Annotated in this window: 8 protein-coding genes; 7 read left to right on the forward strand and 1 reads right to left on the reverse strand. The window is 70.1% G+C overall.

The annotated features are described in order from the left end of the window. Positions 1 to 116: 116 nt before the first annotated feature. A complete protein-coding gene (locus tag ACFWYW_RS53060) occupies positions 117 to 1,643 on the reverse strand; it encodes a glycoside hydrolase family 88 protein (RefSeq protein WP_379616915.1) in 1,527 nt (508 codons plus the stop codon). A gap of 319 nt (positions 1,644 to 1,962) precedes the next feature. On the opposite strand from ACFWYW_RS53060, the gene ACFWYW_RS53065 reads away from it, so the two are divergent. The 7 genes from ACFWYW_RS53065 (at position 1,963) to ACFWYW_RS53095 (ending at position 17,472) form a co-directional block, all read left to right on the forward strand. Continuing rightward, complete coding sequence (locus ACFWYW_RS53065) at positions 1,963 to 4,374, forward strand: PQQ-dependent sugar dehydrogenase (protein WP_379616917.1); 2,412 nt, start codon at positions 1,963 to 1,965, stop codon at positions 4,372 to 4,374. 68 nt (positions 4,375 to 4,442) lie between these two features. Then, positions 4,443 to 6,242 carry a glycosyl hydrolase family 28 protein gene (locus ACFWYW_RS53070; protein WP_379616919.1) on the forward strand — a complete coding sequence of 600 codons (1,800 nt, stop codon included), beginning with the start codon at positions 4,443 to 4,445 and terminating at the stop codon, positions 6,240 to 6,242. Further along, entirely contained in the window at positions 6,239 to 9,490 is a 3,252-nt protein-coding gene (locus tag ACFWYW_RS53075; RefSeq protein ID WP_379616921.1) for a carbohydrate-binding protein, read from the forward strand. The genes ACFWYW_RS53070 and ACFWYW_RS53075 overlap by 4 nt, the downstream gene beginning before the upstream one ends. 6 nt (positions 9,491 to 9,496) lie before the next feature. Then, positions 9,497 to 10,693, forward strand: coding sequence for a carbohydrate-binding protein (locus ACFWYW_RS53080; protein WP_379616923.1), 1,197 nt, complete (start codon positions 9,497 to 9,499; stop codon positions 10,691 to 10,693). Next, positions 10,690 to 12,579 (forward strand): glycosyl hydrolase family 28 protein, encoded by a 1,890-nt coding sequence (locus tag ACFWYW_RS53085; protein WP_379616925.1) that lies wholly within the window; start codon positions 10,690 to 10,692, stop codon positions 12,577 to 12,579. The genes ACFWYW_RS53080 and ACFWYW_RS53085 overlap by 4 nt, the downstream gene beginning before the upstream one ends. 11 nt (positions 12,580 to 12,590) lie before the next feature. Continuing rightward, positions 12,591 to 14,930, forward strand: coding sequence for a glycosyl hydrolase family 28 protein (locus ACFWYW_RS53090; protein ID WP_379641355.1), 2,340 nt, complete (start codon positions 12,591 to 12,593; stop codon positions 14,928 to 14,930). 10 nt (positions 14,931 to 14,940) lie between these two features. Continuing rightward, a complete protein-coding gene (locus ACFWYW_RS53095; RefSeq protein WP_379616929.1) occupies positions 14,941 to 17,472 on the forward strand; it encodes a carbohydrate-binding protein in 2,532 nt (843 codons plus the stop codon). Positions 17,473 to 17,481: the final 9 nt, after the last annotated feature.

Consider the following 17,481-nt stretch of genomic DNA (forward strand, 5'->3'; position numbering starts at 1 on the left):
TTTTTTTTCCAACCCCCCCCCCCCCCGCCGCCCCGCGCCCCGCCGGGGGGGCGCCGGCCCGCCGGGGCGGCCCCGCCGGCGGCCCCCCGCGGCCGGCCCGCCCCCCCCACGCCGGGTCAGCGGGTGCGCGTCATCTGCTCATTCATGATCAGGAACGCGCCCAGTCCGTGGAAGTCGTTGACCGGCCGCGCCCGGTTGAAGTAGTAGCCGAACACGTCGTCCACGTTGGTGCCCTCGCTGATGTCCACGATGGTGGTACGCCCGTCGGACCCGGTCGACACCTTGGCCATGACGCCCTGGTAGCCGCGCTCGGCGTACACCTGGTAGGAGGGGTCGACGTAGCCGCGCTCGACCGAGCGGGAGATCGTGTAGGTGTACATGGCCGAGCACGAGGTCTCGGTCCAGTTGCCGGAGTTGCCGCGCTCGGTCACGACCTGGAACCAGCGCCCGGTCGCCGGGTCCTGCCAGGTGGCGTAGGCGGGGACGAGGTTGCGCAGCATGGTGATCAGGGCGGCGCGGCGCGGGTGGTCGGCGGGGATGATCTCGAGGATGTCGATCGCGGCCATGCCGAACCAGCCGATGGCCCGGCACCAGGAGATGCCGTTGGTGTTGCCGAGCGAGGGCTTGACCCAGGAGGCGGTGAGCCCGCCGGGCTGGTCGTAGGCGTGGTAGAGCAGGCCCGCGGCGCTGCCCGACGTGCGGTTGAGTCGGCTGTAGTAGATCTCCATCTGCTTGGCCGGCTCGGTGCGGGTGAAGGCGTCCTCGGCGACCCACGCGCCGTAGCGGGCCAGGAACGGGTTGACCATGAACACGCCGTCGGCCCAGAGCTGGCCCTGGCGCGAATCGGAGGTGGAGTGCCACCAGCCGCCGTCGGAGGTGCGCGGGTAGGTGTTCAGCCGGTTGCGGATCTTGGCGGCCGCGATGCGGTAGCGGCTCTGGCCGGTCTCCTTGTACAGCGCGAGCAGGACGTTGCCGGACTGCATGCTGTCGAGGTTGCTGAAGCTGTGGGAGATGTTGCCGGAGGAGTCGACGAAGCGGTCGGCCCAGTCCTTGATGTACCGCAGGTGGCGGGGGTCGCCGGTGCGCTGCCAGACCAGGTACTGGCCCCAGAGGTACAGGCCGCGGGTGTAGCCCCAGCCGCCGAGCGCGCCGGGGGAGTGGCGGGCCATGGTCGACTCGACCACCGCGGTGGACCAGTCGACGCCGCCCGGTTCGTCTACCGACAGCGAGTCGACGTTGGGCCCGCCGTTCGCGGTGGTGGCGGTGGCTCTGATCGGGGTGGTCCCGGAGGCCAGGGAGACGGTGAGGCGGGCGGTGCGCCAGTTGGTCCACGCGCCGGTGCCGGGGAAGTCGACGACGGTGCCGGCCACGTTCATCTGCCGGTTGGCGGCGGTGCCGTTGGCGTAGCGCAGGGTCAGGGTGACGGTGCGGGCCTCGGACGACTCGACGGCCCATTCGACGTAGGAGCCGAGCAGGTTGTCGTAGTTGACGAAACCGGTCCCGGTGTAGCCGGCATGGTTGGACTCGACGACTCCCTGGGAGATCGTGGCGTTCTCGGCTTCGAGGAGCGCTGCCGCACCGGCGGGCTGGGCGTGGAGCAGCTGGGCGGCCAGCATGAGCGCCGTGGTGATCTTCAGAATCACGGCGAAGACTCCTCACTGTGAGACATCCCATGTATCACCCGCCCCTGACGGCAGAGTGAGGTCTCCCGGCTAGCTGGAGGCTGGAACGGCCCGGGAGACAGATCCAATCTTTCGCCGGAAGAGATCTGCTCCAGAGCTATCACCAAACGGTTGCTGCGTCCAGGGCCCGGTCAGAACATCGGATCTTTAACTCCTCGAAGTTAGGAAACCTTCTTAAAGAATGGAGCGTTCCAAGATCTGAAATCTGTTGACGGATGTGACTCTTTGTGGGAACACGATGAAAAGCTCCAATCTTTCGCCGCCTGTCACAAGGAGCACCATGAAGTTACGTAGGTCCCGGGGAGCCTGTGCCCTCCTGCTCGCCGCCGGGATGCTGACCGCCTTGCCCGCCACGGCCGCCCAGGCCGCGCCAACCCGCTACGAAGCCGAGAACGCCACGATCGTCCAGGGCGCCGTCGAGTCCAACCACGCGGGCTTCTCCGGCACCGGATTCGTCAACGGAGAGAACGTCGCCGGGCCGTACGTGGAGTGGACCGTCAACGCGCCCGCCGCCGGAACCGCCACCCTCGCCCTCCGCTACGCCAACGGCACCACCGCCAACCGGCCCAGCGACATCAGCGTCAACGGCACCCTCGTGGCCGACGACCGCGCGTTCGCCCCCACCGGTGCCTGGTCCACCTGGACCACCAGCACGCTGACCGCGACACTCCAGGCCGGGCCCAACAAGATCCGGGCCACCGCCTCCGCGACCGGCGGCAACCCCAACTGGGACTTCCTCGACGTCGAGATGTCCGCGCCGACCACCGAGTACCAGGCCGAGAGCGCGACGATCTCCCAGGGCGCCGTGGAGTCCAACCACCCCGGCTACACCGGCTCCGGCTTCGTCAACCTCGACAACCTCGTCGGCAGCTACGTCCAGTGGACCGTGAGCTCGGCCACCGCCGGCACCCAGGGCCTGTCCTTCCGCTTCGCCAACGGCACCGCCGACGCCAGGCCCATGGACATCTCGATCAACGGCGGCGCCCCCGTGAGCCTGAACTTCCCCTCCACGGGAGCCTGGCCCACCTGGCAGACCGTCAGCCTCAACGCCGCGCTCACCGCCGGCGCCAACACGATCAGGGCCACGTCGAGCACCGCCAACGGCGGCCCCAACCTCGACAAGCTGGACGTCACCGGACCCGGCGACACCGAGAAGCCGACCGCGCCCGGCCAGCCGTCCTGCACCCAGATCACCCACAACAGCCTCCGGCTGGACTGGGCGCCCTCGACCGACAACATCGGCGTGGCCGGCTACGACATCTTCCAGCTGGGCACCCAGATCGGCACCGCGGCGACGCCCCCGCACACGCTGACCGGCCTGCAGGCGGACTTCACCTACACGATCTCCGTCTTCGCCCGTGACGGCTCCGGCAACGTCTCCGACAGCAGCCCGGAGGTCACCTGCCGGACGCAGCCGGCGCCGCCGGACGACCCGCCGACCCAGCCCGGCAAGCCGGCCGTCACCGGCGTCCAGCCGACCCAGGCCACGCTGACCTGGACCGCCTCCTCCGACGACAACGGCGTGCGCGCGTACCTGATCCGCGACGCGAGCAACACCGTGCTGCACACCGTGACCGGCACGCCGCCGGCCGGCACCGCGCAGGTGGCGCTGGAGTGCAACAAGACGTATCAGCTGCACGTGGTCGCGCGGGACACCGCCAATCAGTTGTCCACCCCGAGCGCGGCGTCGGACTCCTTCACCACGGGCAGTTGCGGCACCGTGCCGCAGACTCCGGCCACGGTCGCCGGGAGCTGGGACATCCCGTGGGACATCTCCTGGGCGCCCGACGGCTCGTTCGCCCTGGTGACCGAGCGCGACACCTTCCGGGTGTTCAAGCTGACCCCGTCCGGCACCAAGACGCAGGTGGGCACCGTACCCAACAGCCAGACCACCGGCGGCGAGGGCGGCCTGATGGGCCTGGCGATGTCGAAGACCTGGAACGGCACCTCCGACCAGGAAGTGTTCTTCTTCCACACCTCCTCCGAGGGCAACCGCATCGCCAAGATGAACTTCAACGGCACCGCCCTGTCCGGCTACACCTCGCTGCTGCAGGGCATCGCCAAGAACCGCTACCACAACGGCGGCCGGCTCAAGTTCGGCCCCGACGGCTACCTGTACGCCACCACCGGCGACGCCCAGCAGACCAGCCACGCGCAGAACCTCAGCTCGCTCAACGGCAAGATCCTGCGCATCACCAAGACCGGCGCCGCGGCCCCCGGCAACCCGTTCAACAGCCGCGTCTACAGCTACGGCCACCGCAACCCGCAGGGCATCGCCTGGGACTCCGCGGGCCGCCTGTGGTCCTCCGAGCTGGGCAACTCCTCGCGTGACGAGCTCAACCTGATCCAGTCGGGCAGGAACTACGGCTGGCCGCAGTGCGAGGGCACCTGCTCCGTCTCCGGCATGACCAACCCCAAGCGGACCTGGGGCGTCGGCGAGGCTTCGCCGTCCGGCATCGCCATCGTCAACAACACGGTCTTCATGGCCGCCCTGCGCGGCCAGCGCCTGTGGCGCATCGTCCTGAACGGCGAGAACGTCGGCACGGTCAACAGCTACTTCAACGGCACCTACGGCCGCCTGCGCGCGGTGGAGAAGGTGCCGGGAGCCAGCGCGATCTGGTTCGGCTCCAGCAACTCCGACAACAACGGCAACGGCAACCCGGACGTGATCCGCCGCTCCAACATCCAGTGATCCCACCGCCCAGCCCTCGCCCGGCGGCCGCACCCGCGGCCGGCGAGTCACCCCCGAGCGGAGCCTCGATGACACCCTCTCGACGTGACCTTCTGAAGGCCGCGGGCATCGCGGGCGGCGGCGCGGTCCTGCTGCCCCGCACGGCGGTGGCCGCATCAGGTACGGCCCTCGCCTCGCCCTGGGACCAGGTCCCCGCGATCCTGGCCAGAATCGTGCCGCCGGCCTTCCCGGACCGGACCTTCCCCATCACCGACTACGGCGCCAGGCCGGACAACACCACCGACTGCACCCCCGCCTTCCGCGAGGCGATCGCCGCCTGCAACGCCGCCGGCGGCGGCACGGTGCTCGTCCCCGGCACGGGACGCTTCCGCACCGGCAAGATCCACCTGCTGTCGAACGTGCGCCTGCACGTGGAGTCCGGCGGCACGATCCGCTTCCGCTCCGACGCCGCGTCCTTCCTGCCGACGGTGTTCACGCGCTGGCAGGGCATCGAGTGCTACAACTACTCGCCCTTCATCTACGCCCGCAACCAGACCAACATCGCGCTGACCGGCACCGGCACGATCGACGGCAACGCCGCGGCGGGCCCGTGGTTCGGCTTCGACGGCCGGCGCGACCCCGACTGGCAGCGCCTGCAGGCGATGGCCGTGGACGGCGTCCCGATCGACCAGCGCCAGTTCGGCGACGGCCACTTTCTCAAGCCCAACATGATCCAGTTGTACGGCTGCGCCAACATCCTCATCGAGGACCTCGACATCAGGAACCCCGCGATGTGGGCGGTGCACCCGGTCCTGTCGCGCAACGTCACCGTCCGGCGCGTCAAGATCTACAGCCGGGGCGCCATGGTCGACGGCGTCGACCCGGAGAGCTGCGCCGACGTGCTCATCGAGAACTGCTCCTTCGACACCGGCGACGACGGCACCGTGATCAAGTCGGGCCGCGACATCGACGGCCGCCGTGTCGGGGTGCCGTCGGAGAACATCGTCATCCGCGGCAACAAGTACTACGGCCGCTGGGGCGCGATCACCGTCGGCAGCGAGATGTCCGGCGGCGTGCGCAACATCTTCGCCGAGAACAACCAGATCTTCCCCGGCTCCAGCTACAAGTCGTTCTACGCGCTCTACCTCAAGACCAACAACCGCCGCGGCGGCGTGGTCGACGGCGTGCACGTACGCGGCCTGACCGGCGGCCCGTGCGACCGCGGCGGCTTCTACATCGACATGAACTACAGCCTGACCGGCCCCGGCCACGGCCCCATCGTCCACCCGGTCATCCAGAACATCACCGTCGAGCACCTCGACATCGACGACTCCCCGTTCGCGATCAAACTCTCCGGCTCCTCGGCCAGCCGCGTCAAGAACGTGACCGTCTCCAACTCCACGTTCACCGCCATCGACACGCCCGCGCCGCAGATCAGCAACGCCGACAACGTGCAACTGCACAACGTCAGAATCAACGGCACCCTGTACGGCACGCCGCCCGCGGGCACCCGCTACGAGGCCGAGAACGCCACCATCTTCAGGGGTGTGGTGGAGTCCAACCACGCGGGTCACACCGGCACCGGCTTCGTCAACTACGACAACGTGGCGGGTTCGTACGTCGAGTTCACGATCACCGCCGCGGGCGCGGGCACGGCGACGCTGGCCTTCCGCTTCGCCAACGGCACCACCACGAACCGGCCCATGGACGTGGCGGTCAACGGCACGGTGATCGCCGCGGCCAAGCCCTTCAACGGCACCGGCGCCTGGACCACCTGGCAGACCGCCACGGTCTCGGCCCAGCTCAACGCGGGCGCCAACACGGTCCGGGCCACCGCCACCACCGCGAACGGCGGCCCCAACCTCGACCACCTGGAGGTCACCGCATGACCCCCGAGGAGGCGGCCGGCACACCGGACCCGGCCACCCCGGACCCGGCCACCCCGGGCACGCCACCGGCACCCGGCCCGTCACCGGCATCCGGCCAGCCACCGGAAGGCCGGCCCCCCGCGCTTCCTGGAGACCCGGTCCGCGTGTCCGGTGTGCCGGAGCCGCGTGGCGGGGTGGCGGGGCCGGGTGGCGTCCTGCCCGAGGATCCGGTGGGCCCGAGGGGTGGGGCCGGGACGTGGCACGGGCAGGGGGTGTCGCGGCGGGTGGTGCTCGGCGGGGCGTTCGGGTCCATGGCGGTCGCGGCGTTCCCGGGCGGGCTGGATGCGGCCTGGGCCGGGGCGGCATGGGAGCTGGACAAACGCGTGAGCACGCCGGAACAGTGGCGGGACTTCCTGGAAAGGCAGGACCTGCTCTGGGCCCGCCTGCCCACCGTCTGGCACGAAGGCCCGTTCCTGGGCGACGGCCTGCTCGGCAGCATGGTCTACAAGGAGCCCGGCGCCAACAAGGTCCGCTTCACCACCCAGCACGGCCGCGTGCAGGATCACCGGCCGCAGTTCGGCAGCGGGTTCGGCACCTGCCGCCTGCCCGTCGGCCACCTCACCCTCGACCCGGCCGGCACCATCACCGCCGTCGACTGGCGCCTGAGCCTGTGGGACGCCGAGCTCACCGGCTCCATCACCACGACGGCCGGAAGGATCACGTTCACCGCCTTCGTCCACGACGAGCTCTTCGTCGCCGACGCCACCGCGACCGGGGGCGAGCAGGTCCGGTGGACGTTCCATCCGGAGGCGGCCGACAGCCCGCGTGAGGCCTCCGAGGCCCCGCCCTCCGGGTACGTACGCAACCCCGCCTGGACCACCAGGACCACCGGCGAGGTCAGGCAGGTGCTCCAGGCGCTGGCCGGCGGCGGGCAGACGGCCACCGCCTACCGGCAGAGCGGCGGCCTCCTGCTGCTCAGCGTCGCCCACAGCTTCCCGTCGAACACCGCCGCCGAAGCCGCCTGCCTCGCCAAGGTGCGGGACGCGGGGCCGTACCAGAGCCTGAGAAGCGAGCATCAGGCCTGGTGGCACGCCTTCTACCCCAAGAGTTTCCTCAGCCTCCCCGACGAGCGGCTGCAGTCCTTCTACTGGATCCAGCTGTACAAGACGGCGAGCGCGACGCGGGCCGGCGGGCCGGTGATGGCGACCACCGGGCCGTGGCTGGAGCCCACGCCGTGGCCGGGCGTGTGGTGGAACCTCAACGTGCAGCTCGAGTACTGGCTGATCCACGGGTCCAACCACCTGGAGCTCGACTCGGTCACCACCACCCTCGACCGGAACCGGCAGCGGCTCGTCGACAACGTGCCGAGCGCCTACCGCGCCGACTCCAGCGGCGTGGGGCGCAGCTCGGACATGTTCGCCACCAGGAGCGTCGGGACGCCCGGCAGCGGCGCCGAGGTCGGCGACCTGACCTGGGCGCTGCACAACGTGTGGCTGTCCTACCGGCACACCATGGACGACACGCTGCTGCGCGACACGCTGTTCCCGCTGCTCAGGCGGGCGATCAACTACTACCTGCACTTCCTGCGGACCGAGGGCGACGGCAGGCTGCACCTGCCCAGCACGCTGTCTCCCGAGTACCCGGTGGTGCCGCCCAAGGACACCAACTACGACCTCGCGCTCATCAGGTGGGGCTGCCAGACGCTGCTCGACGCGGCGGCCAGGCTCGGCGTCGACGACCCGCTCAAGCCCAGGTGGCAGAGCACGCTGGCGAACCTGACGCCGTATCCGACGGACGGCAACGGGTACATGATCGGCGCGAGCACGCCGTACAGCCAGTCGCACCGGCACTACTCGCACCTGATGATGATCTACCCGCTGTACCTGGTCACGTGGGATCAGCCGGCGAGCCGTACCCTCATCGAACGATCGATCGCGCGCTGGCACGCGGTCACCGGCGCGCACCGCGGCTACAGCTACACCGGCGCGGCCTCGATGTACGCGAGCATGGGCCGCGGCGACACCGCGCTCGGCTACCTGACGCGCTTCTTCGACCCGGCCACGTCCTACCCGTGCCGCGCCAACACCCACTACACCGAGGCGGGCCCGGTCATCGAGACCCCGCTGTCGGCCTCGCAGAGCATCCACGACATGCTCTGCCAGAGCTGGGGCGGCGTGATCCGGGTCTTCCCCGCCGTGCCGTCCGCGTGGCCCGACGTGACCCTGCACGACTTCCGCACCCAGGGCGCCTTCCTGGTCTCGGCGGTACGGCAGGCGGGGACGACCCGGTTCATCCGCGTACGCAGCCTGGCCGGTGAGCCGCTCAAGCTGCGCCACGGCCTGCCCGGCCCGCCCACCGCGACCCTGGACGACGGCACCCCGGCCCAGGTCACCGACCTGGGCGGCGGAACCGTGCAGATCGTGCTGGCCAAGGACCGCGAGGTGCTCCTGCACACGGGGCCGCGGCCGCCGCTGGTCGTCGACCGGGCGCCGATCTCCAGGCCGGGCCCGCGCTGGGGCCTGCCGGGGACGCCGTCGCCGCCGGGCCGCCACGAGGCCGAGAACGCGCTGATCTCGCAGGGCGTGGTGGAGTCGAACCACGCCGGGTTCTCCGGCTCGGGCTTCGTCAACCTCGACAACGTCGTGGGCTCGTACGTGGAGTTCACCGTCGCCGCGGCGGGCGCGAGCACGCTCACGATCGGCTTCGCCAACGGCACCACGAGCGGCAGGCCGATGACCGTCACCGTGGACGGCGCCGCCGCCGGGTCGCTGGACTTCCCGCCCACCGGGGCGTGGACGACCTGGCGGACGGTGTCGCTCCCGGCCCGGCTCGGCACGAAGGTCCGGCTCACCTCGGCCACCGCGAGCGGCGGGCCCAATCTCGACTACCTCGACGTGGCCGCCTCCGGCACCGACTACCAGGCCGAGGACGCGGTCATCACGCAGGGCGCGGTGGAGTCGAACCACGCGGGCTTCACCGGCTCCGGCTTCGTCAACCTGGACAACGTCGTGGGCTCGGCGGCCGAGTTCACCGTCACGGGCGGCGGGACGCGGACGATCACCGTCAGGTTCGCCAACGGCACCGCCGTCGCGCGCCCCATGGACGTGCTCGTCGACGGCGTGCGGGCCGGAGCGCTCACCTTCCCGCCGACCGGCGCGTGGACGACCTGGCACACGCTCTCTCTCCAGGCGCAGCTCGGCACCAAGATCAAACTCGTGTCCACGTCCGCCAACGGCGGTCCCAACCTCGACAAGATCACTATCGGATAGGCAATCATGGAACTGTCACGCCGCCAGCTCGCAATCCTCTTCGGCGCCGCCGCCACGGCGCCGCTCCTGACCGCCCGCCCCGCCTTCGCCGCGCCGACCCTCCTTCCGCCCGGCCAGACCTGGCAGCAGATGTGGTCGCCCACCGCGCGCGGCGACGGCATGCGCGCCTGGGAGTCGATCGAGGACGACCGGGCCGACTCCCACACGTCGGCCGCGCCGCACATCTTCCCCGAAGGCGACAACTTCCGCTTCAACATGCACACGGTCGACCGCGACACCAGCACCGACCGCCAGCGCCACGAGGTCACGGGCAACCGCACCCCGAGCGGCCACCTGCAGTGGAGGTCGGGGGAGTTGTGGCGGGTCACGTACTCGATGTTCATCCCGGCCACGCTCAAGGCCACCACGTCCTTCACCCACATCTTCCAGACCAAGATGCCGGGCAGCGGCACCGCGCCCATCACCGTCACCTCGCTGCGCCGGGTGGAAGGCAGGCAGACCATCGAGCACAAGGTCTTCGAGCCGAACATCCTGGTCGGCCGGACCGACCTCGCGCCCCTGCACGACAAGTGGATCGACATCGACTACGAGATCAAGATCGGTGACGGGTCGTCCGGCGCGGTGCGCTGGGTGCTGAGCAGCGGCGGCACGACCGTCGTCGACGCCACCAGGACCGGCGTGGACACCTTCCTCGGCGACCGGGTGCGGCCCAAGTGGGGCATCTACCGCTCGCTGGGCGACACCTCGGGCTCGCTGCAGAACTGCCATCTGCTGCTGACGAACCTGAAGTCGTACAAGGCCGTGCCGGGCGGCGGTGGCAACACCACCCGCTACGAGGCGGAGAACGCGGCGATCTCGCAGGGCGTGGTGGAGTCGAACCACGCGGGCCATTCGGGTACGGGGTTCGTCAACGGTGACAACGTGGCGGGCAGTTACACGGAGTGGACGGTCACCGGGAACGCGGGCCCGGCGACGTTGCGGGTGCGTTACGCCAACGGCACAACGGCCAACCGGGCCGCGGCCATCGCGGTCAACGGCGCCGCGGTCGTGGCCGGTCAGTCGTTCAACGGCACGGGCGCCTGGACCACCTGGGCCACGACCACCCTGCCGATCACGCTGAACGCCGGGGCCAACACGGTCCGGATCACCGCCAACACCGCCAACGGCAACCCCAACCTGGACTACATCGAGGTGACCCAATGAGCAGCCCGTTACCCGGCGGGGCGCTGCGCGCCGCCGCGCTGTCCCGGCGCGAGGCCCTGCGCACCGCGGCGCTCGGCGCCGGGGCCCTGGTACTCGGGGGCACGCTCCCGGCAATCCTGAGCGAGCGTGCGGCGGCGGCGCGCGCACGTGACACGGGCGCCGGAGTGAGGGGCGAGGCCGCGGTCGTGGAGGGCACGGCCGCGGTCTCGCCCTGGGACGAGGTGCCCGCGATCCTGGCCAGGATCGTGCCACCCGCCTTCCCCGACCGGAGCTTCCCCATCACCGACTACGGGGCCGTCGGCGACAACAGCACCGACTGCACCGCCGCCTTCCGCAACGCCATCGCCGCCTGCAACGCCGCGGGCGGCGGCCGGGTGCTGGTTCCGGCGGGCACGTTCCGCACCGGCAAGATCCACCTGCTGTCGAACGTGAACCTGCACGTCCAGGGCACGATCCGGTTCCGTACCGACCCGGGCTCCTACCTGCCGCCGGTCTTCACCAGGTGGGAGAGCATCGAGTGCCACAACTACTCGCCCTTCATCTACGCCAACGGCAGGACCAACATCGCGCTCACCGGCACCGGCACCATCGACGGCAACGCCCCGGCGGGCGAGTGGTCCTCGTGGGGCGGCGGCGGCGCCGACCGCGACCGGCTGTGGGGCTGGGGCGCCGGCGACCACCCGGTGGAGCAGCGGGTGTTCGGTTCCGGCACGAAGCTGCGCCCGAACATGATCGGCCTCTACAACTGCACGAACGTCCTGGTGGAGAACCTCAGCCTGCGCAACCCCGCGATGTGGACGCTGCACCCGGTCTACTGCACGAACGTCACCGTCAGGAACGTCACCTTCTACAGCACCAACTCCCAGGGTGACGGCTGCAACCCCGACTCCTGCACCGACGTCTTCATCCACGACTGCCGGTTCAACACCAACGACGACTGCATCCCGGTCAAGTCGGGCCGCGACCGCGACGGCCGCCGGGTCAACCGGCCCTCGCAGAACATCGTGGTGCGCGACTGCAAGTTCTCCGGCCGCTGGGGCGGCATCACCGTCGGCAGCGAGATGTCCGGCGGGGTGCGCAAGGTTTTCGCCGAGGACTGCCAGTGCAACGCCGCCGACTTCCCCGGCCGCTACCCGGTCAAGTACGCGCTGTACGTGAAGACCAGCTTCAACCGGGGCGGCTTCGTCGAGGACGTCCACCTGCGCCGCATCACCGGCCGCAACCTCGAACGCGACGCCGTCTACATCACGATGAACTACGAGACGTCCGGCAGCATCCCGCCCACGGTGCGCAACTTCACCATCGACGCGATGACCGTCACCGGCGGCCGGGCGGCCTTCAACATCGACGGCCGCTCCGCCAGGCACATCCAGAACGTGACGATCTCCAACAGCACCTTCACCAACATGACCAATTCCGGAAATGTCGCAAACAATGTCGACAACCTCCAGCTGATCAACGTCTTCCACAACGGCCGCGACATCTCCACCACCAACCCGCCCACCGGCACCCGCTACGAGGCGGAGAACGCGGCGATCTCGCAGGGCGTGGTGGAGTCGAACCACGCGGGCCATTCGGGTACGGGGTTCGTCAACGGTGACAACGTGGCGGGCAGCTACACCGAGTGGACGGTCACCGGGAACGCGGGCCCGGCGACGTTGCGGGTGCGTTACGCGAACGGCACAACGGCCAACCGGGCCGCGGCCATCGCGGTCAACGGCGCCGCGGTGGTGGCCGGTCAGTCGTTCAACGGCACGGGCGCCTGGACCACCTGGGCCACGACCATCCTGCCGATCACGCTGAACGCCGGGGCCAACACGGTCCGGATCACCGCCAACACCGCCAACGGCAACCCCAACCTGGACTACATCGAGGTGCAGCAATGAGAGGTGCAGCAATGAGACGCGCCGCCTGGCCGCTGGTCCTCGCCCTCCTGGCCTTCCCCCTCACCGCCGCCCCCGCGAGCGCCACCACCGCCGCCGCCGAGTTCAACGTGCGCGACTACGGCGCCACCGGCAACGGCAGCACCAACGACGACGACGCCATCGACCGCGCCATCAACGCCGCCAGTGCCGCCCCCGGCGGCATCGTCGTCTTCCCCTCGGGCAACTACCGCGCCCGCACCATCCACCTGAAGAGCAACGTGACGATCCGCCTCGACTCCGGCGCGACCGTACGCGCGGCGAGCAGCGGCATGGACGCCCCCGAGCCCAACGCCTTCGACGACTACCAGGACTTCGGCCACAGCCACTTCAACAACTCCCTGTTCGTCGGCCGGGGCGTCAGCAACGTGCACTTCGCCGGCGCCGGCTCGATCGACGGCGACGGCAACCTGTCCACCAGCAACTCGCCGCCCTCCGGCGCGGGCAACAAGGCCATCGCGCTGACCGAGTGCGCGAACGTCAGCATCACCGGCATCACCATCCGCCGCGGCGGCCACTTCATGGCGCTGCTCAACGGCTGCCACGACGTCCTCATCGACAACCTCAAGACCGTCTACGCCGAGAACGGCGTGCGCGACGGCATCAACCTGATCAACAGCTGGAACGTCGTCCTGCAGAACAGCCGGATCGAGGCCAGTGACGACGCGGTGGCACTGAAGAGCGACTTCGCCCTAGGCCACACCTACACCAGCCAGAACGTCCGCGTGCGCGACACCACGATCTACTCCCACGAGAACAACGCGATGCAGTTCGGCTCGGAGACCTGCGGCAACTTCCGCGACATCCGCTTCGACAACATCACCGTGCTCGGCGCGGGCAAGGCCGGCATCGGCATGGTCTCGATGGACGGCGCGATCATCGAGGACGTCCACTACACCAACATCTCGCTGACCAAGACCACCACCCCGATCTTCATGAAGATCGGCGAGCGCAAGCGCTGTCCGGGCTCGCCGCCCGCCGGCCGGATCAGGAACATCCACCTGACCAACGTGACCGGCCACGAGCTCACCGCCCCCGAGCCCTCGGGCACCACCGGCGGACCCGAGCTGACCAGCACCATCACCGGCACGCCCGCCGTCGACATCGGCCCCGGCATCATGCTCGACGGCGTCAAGCTGACCGTCCCCGGCGGCCACCCCGCCTCCGACGCCAATCGTGTGCCCGGCGAGTTTCTGACCAGCTACCCGCCCCGCGACTACGGCACCCGCCCCGCGTTCGGCATCTGGGCCCGTCACGTCCAGGGCCTGACGGTCAAGGGCGAGATGCGCCTCGACCAGAACGACAACCGCCCCGCCTTCATCATCGACGACGGCTCCGGCATCCGCCTCGACGTCATCGCCCAGCGCGGCACCGGCAGCGCCTACGACGTCGGCGTCAGCGGCATCAACGGCTACTCCGTCACCGGCGCCAACACCGCGGGCGGCGCGCTGCGGGTGCGCGCGACGAACTCCACCCCCGTCCCCGGCAACCCCGTCAGCCTGTACGGCGAGGCCGAGGCGGCCACCATCACCGCCCCCATGCAGATCCAGCAGGACCCGGCCGCCTCCGGCGGCTCCTACGTCACCGTCGCGCCGGGCAACAACAGCCAGTCGGCGGCGCCGCCGACCGGTCACGCCACGCTCGGCTTCGCCGTACCCGATCCCGGGTCCTTCAAGGTCTGGGCCCGTGTCATCGCCCCCACGACCGGCGACGACTCGTTCTGGGTGCGCGCGGACGGCGGCGCGTGGACCAACTGGAACACCGTCCCGCTCGGCGCCTCCTGGCACTGGGCCCAGCTTCCGGTCACCTACGACCTGAACGCCGGCACCCACACCGTCACCTTCGCCTACCGTGAGGACGGCGCCCGCCTGGACCGGGTGGCGATCTCCAGCGACCCGTCCTTCACCCCGTCCGACGGCCCGCCCCCGACCGGCTCACGGTATGAGGCGGAGGAGGCGACGATCGTGCAGGGCGTCGTGGAGTCCAACCACGCCGGGTTCACCGGCACCGGCTTCGTCAACGGCGACAACGCCGCCGGGCCCTACGTGGAGTGGACGGTCACCGCCGCCCAGGCGGGCGCCGCGACGCTGGCCTTCCGGCACGCCAACGGCACCACCGTCAACCGGCCGATGGCCGTCTCGGTGAACGGCGGCGCGCCCGTCACCGTGAACTTCCCCGGGACCGGCGCCTGGACCACCTGGACCAACGCCACGCTGAGCGCGCAGCTCAACGCCGGTGCGAACACCGTCAGAGCCACCTCCACCACCGCCAACGGCGGACCCAACCTCGACCACCTCGCCGTGACCGGCCCGTAGAGGAGCGCGAATGTCCCGAGCCCCGCGTGCGGCCTTACTGGCCGTCCTCACGCTCATCCTCGGCATGCTGGTCGCCGTACCGGCGCGGGCCGAGCTTCAGCACCCGCGCCAGGCGTTCCTGCGCTCGTCCGTCGGCGGGCTGTTCCTGCACTGGGGCATGCGCACCTCGCCCCAGCACACGAGCTGCGGCGCCTGGGAGGCGGCCGTCACCGGCGGCGGCTGGAACCCGGACTATTGGGTCCAGGAGGCCAAGAAGCTGCACACGCAGTACATCGTGCTGGCGACCTTCCACTCGCGGCTGGGGTACGCGCGGCCGTACCCGAGTGCCGTGCCCGGCTCCTGCCGTACCAGCAGAGACCTGCTCGGCGAGCTCATCGACGCCGCCGACGCGCAGGGCGTGAAGGTCATCCACTACATGACCGACGACCCGCAGTGGTGGAACGAGGGGCTCGGCTCCGGCCAGTCGTGGCTGAACTCCGCGGCCTACTCCAGCTACAAGGGCCGCAACGTGGACCTGCACACACGCGACGGCTTCGGCGAGTTCAGCTACGACCAGTTCGTCGAGCAGCTCACCCGTTACCCGAAGCTGGCCGGGTTCTGGATCGACAACGACAACGCCTACTGGGAGCGCAACGGCCTCTACGAGCGCATCCGGCGCGAGCGGCCCGACATGACGCTGTCGAACAACAACGAAGACACGCCGATCATGGACATGATCAGCAACGAGCAGAAGACCGGCATGACGCCGAACTACGACTATCCGCAGGCGGTCTACACGGCGGCGCCGCGCCTCATCGAGGCCGACTTCAAGCTGCCGACCAGCGGCCCGTGGTGGTACGGCGGCTCCGACCAGGCCGTCGACTACAAGCTGACGCTCGGCCGCCTGATCACCAACGCCGGATCCTCGGTCAAGGCGCTCATGGCCGAGACGCCGATGAAGGCCGGGCGCATGCCACCGGCCCAGGAGAGCTTCAACAACTTCGCCCATACCTACCTGGCGGCGATCTGGGAATCGCTGTCCGGGACCGAGGGCGGCGGCTACATGTACGGCGGGCTCGACCCGGGCTTCTGGAACAACGGCGCGCACGGCGTGAGCACGATCAGCAAGACCAACCCGAACCTGCACTACATCCACGTGATCAACCGGCCGTCGGGCAGCACGCTGTCCTTGCGCGACAACGGATACAAGATCAGCTCGGTGGTGAACCTGCGCACCGGCGCGCCGGTGAGCTTCACGCAGGCCAACGGGACGCTCACGCTGAGCGGCGTGTCCGGCTGGGACCCGTACGACACGGTCTTCAAGGTCGTCTCCGCCGGCCGGGAGGGCATTCACACCGGCGTCACCCTGTCGGCCTCCGCCTCGGCCGGTGGCCATCCGGCCGCCGACGCCGGTGACGGCGACTACCTGACGTACTGGGACGCCACCTCGGCGGGCACGGTGTCGCTCCGCTTCGACCTGGGTTCGCAGCGTCCGGTCCGCTACATCGGGATCAACCAGCGCGAGGACTCCACGACGTACCCGGCCGCGAACTCCGCGCGGATCAACGGCTACCGCGTCTACGTCAGCAACGACGGCACCAACTGGGGCAGCCCGGTCAAGACCGGCAACCTGCCCAACCATCGCGGCGTCCAGTTCATCGACATCCCGCCCACGACCGCCCGGCACGTACGCCTGGAGAAGACCGGCAGCCACGGCATCGCCCGGCTGCGCGTGGACGAGGCGTGGATCGGCGGCGCCTACCCCGGCGGCGGCGCCGAGCCGCCGGAGAACCGCTACGAGGCGGAGAACGCGACGATCTCGCAGGGCGCGGTGGAGAACAACCACGCCGGATACTCCGGCACCGGCTTCGTCAACGGCGACAACCTCGCCGGGCCCTACGTGGAGTGGACGGTCAACGCCGCGCGGGCCGGGAACGCCACGCTGACGTTCGGCTTCGCCAACGGCACCACCTCCGGCCGCCCGATGGACATCACGGTCAACGGGACGCAGGCCGCCGACGAGTTCGCCTTCGACCCGACCGGCGCCTGGACGAACTGGACGGCCCGCACGCTCACGGTGCCGCTGAACGCCGGGTCCAACACGATCAGGGCCACCGCCACCACCGCGGGCGGCGGGCCGAACCTGGACTACCTCGACGTCGAGGCGGCCAGCGGACCCTCACCGACCGACCACCAGGCGGAGGACGCGACGATCTCGCAGGGCGCGGTGGAGTCCAACCACGCGGGCTTCACCGGAACCGGGTTCGTCAACTACGACAACCTGGTGGGCTCCTACGTGGAGTTCACCGCGAACGCGGCGAGCGCGGGCCCGGCGACGCTCACGCTGCGCTACGCCAACGGCACCACGGCGGGCCGCCCGATGGACATCACGGTCAACGGCGCGCAGGCCGCCGACGAGCTGACCTTCGACCCGACCGGCGCCTGGACCACCTGGACGACGCGGACGCTCACCGTCCAGCTGAACGCGGGCGCCAACACGATCAGGGCCACCGCCACCACCGCGGGCGGCGGGCCGAACCTCGACCGGATCAGCCTCGGCTGAAGGAGAACG

Origin of the sequence: Nonomuraea sp. NPDC059023, from assembly GCF_042740095.1 — a bacterium.
Classification (GTDB): domain Bacteria; phylum Actinomycetota; class Actinomycetes; order Streptosporangiales; family Streptosporangiaceae; genus Nonomuraea.

Coding starts and splice junctions, on each gene's coding strand:
- ACFWYW_RS53090 (WP_379641355.1), top strand. CDS start 12,591: ATGAGACGCGCCGCCTGGCCGCTGGTCCTCGCCCTCCTGGCCTTCCCC.
- ACFWYW_RS53080 (WP_379616923.1), top strand. CDS start 9,497: ATGGAACTGTCACGCCGCCAGCTCGCAATCCTCTTCGGCGCCGCCGCC.
- ACFWYW_RS53095 (WP_379616929.1), top strand. CDS start 14,941: ATGTCCCGAGCCCCGCGTGCGGCCTTACTGGCCGTCCTCACGCTCATC.
- ACFWYW_RS53085 (WP_379616925.1), top strand. CDS start 10,690: ATGAGCAGCCCGTTACCCGGCGGGGCGCTGCGCGCCGCCGCGCTGTCC.
- ACFWYW_RS53070 (WP_379616919.1), top strand. CDS start 4,443: ATGACACCCTCTCGACGTGACCTTCTGAAGGCCGCGGGCATCGCGGGC.
- ACFWYW_RS53065 (WP_379616917.1), top strand. CDS start 1,963: ATGAAGTTACGTAGGTCCCGGGGAGCCTGTGCCCTCCTGCTCGCCGCC.
- ACFWYW_RS53075 (WP_379616921.1), top strand. CDS start 6,239: ATGACCCCCGAGGAGGCGGCCGGCACACCGGACCCGGCCACCCCGGAC.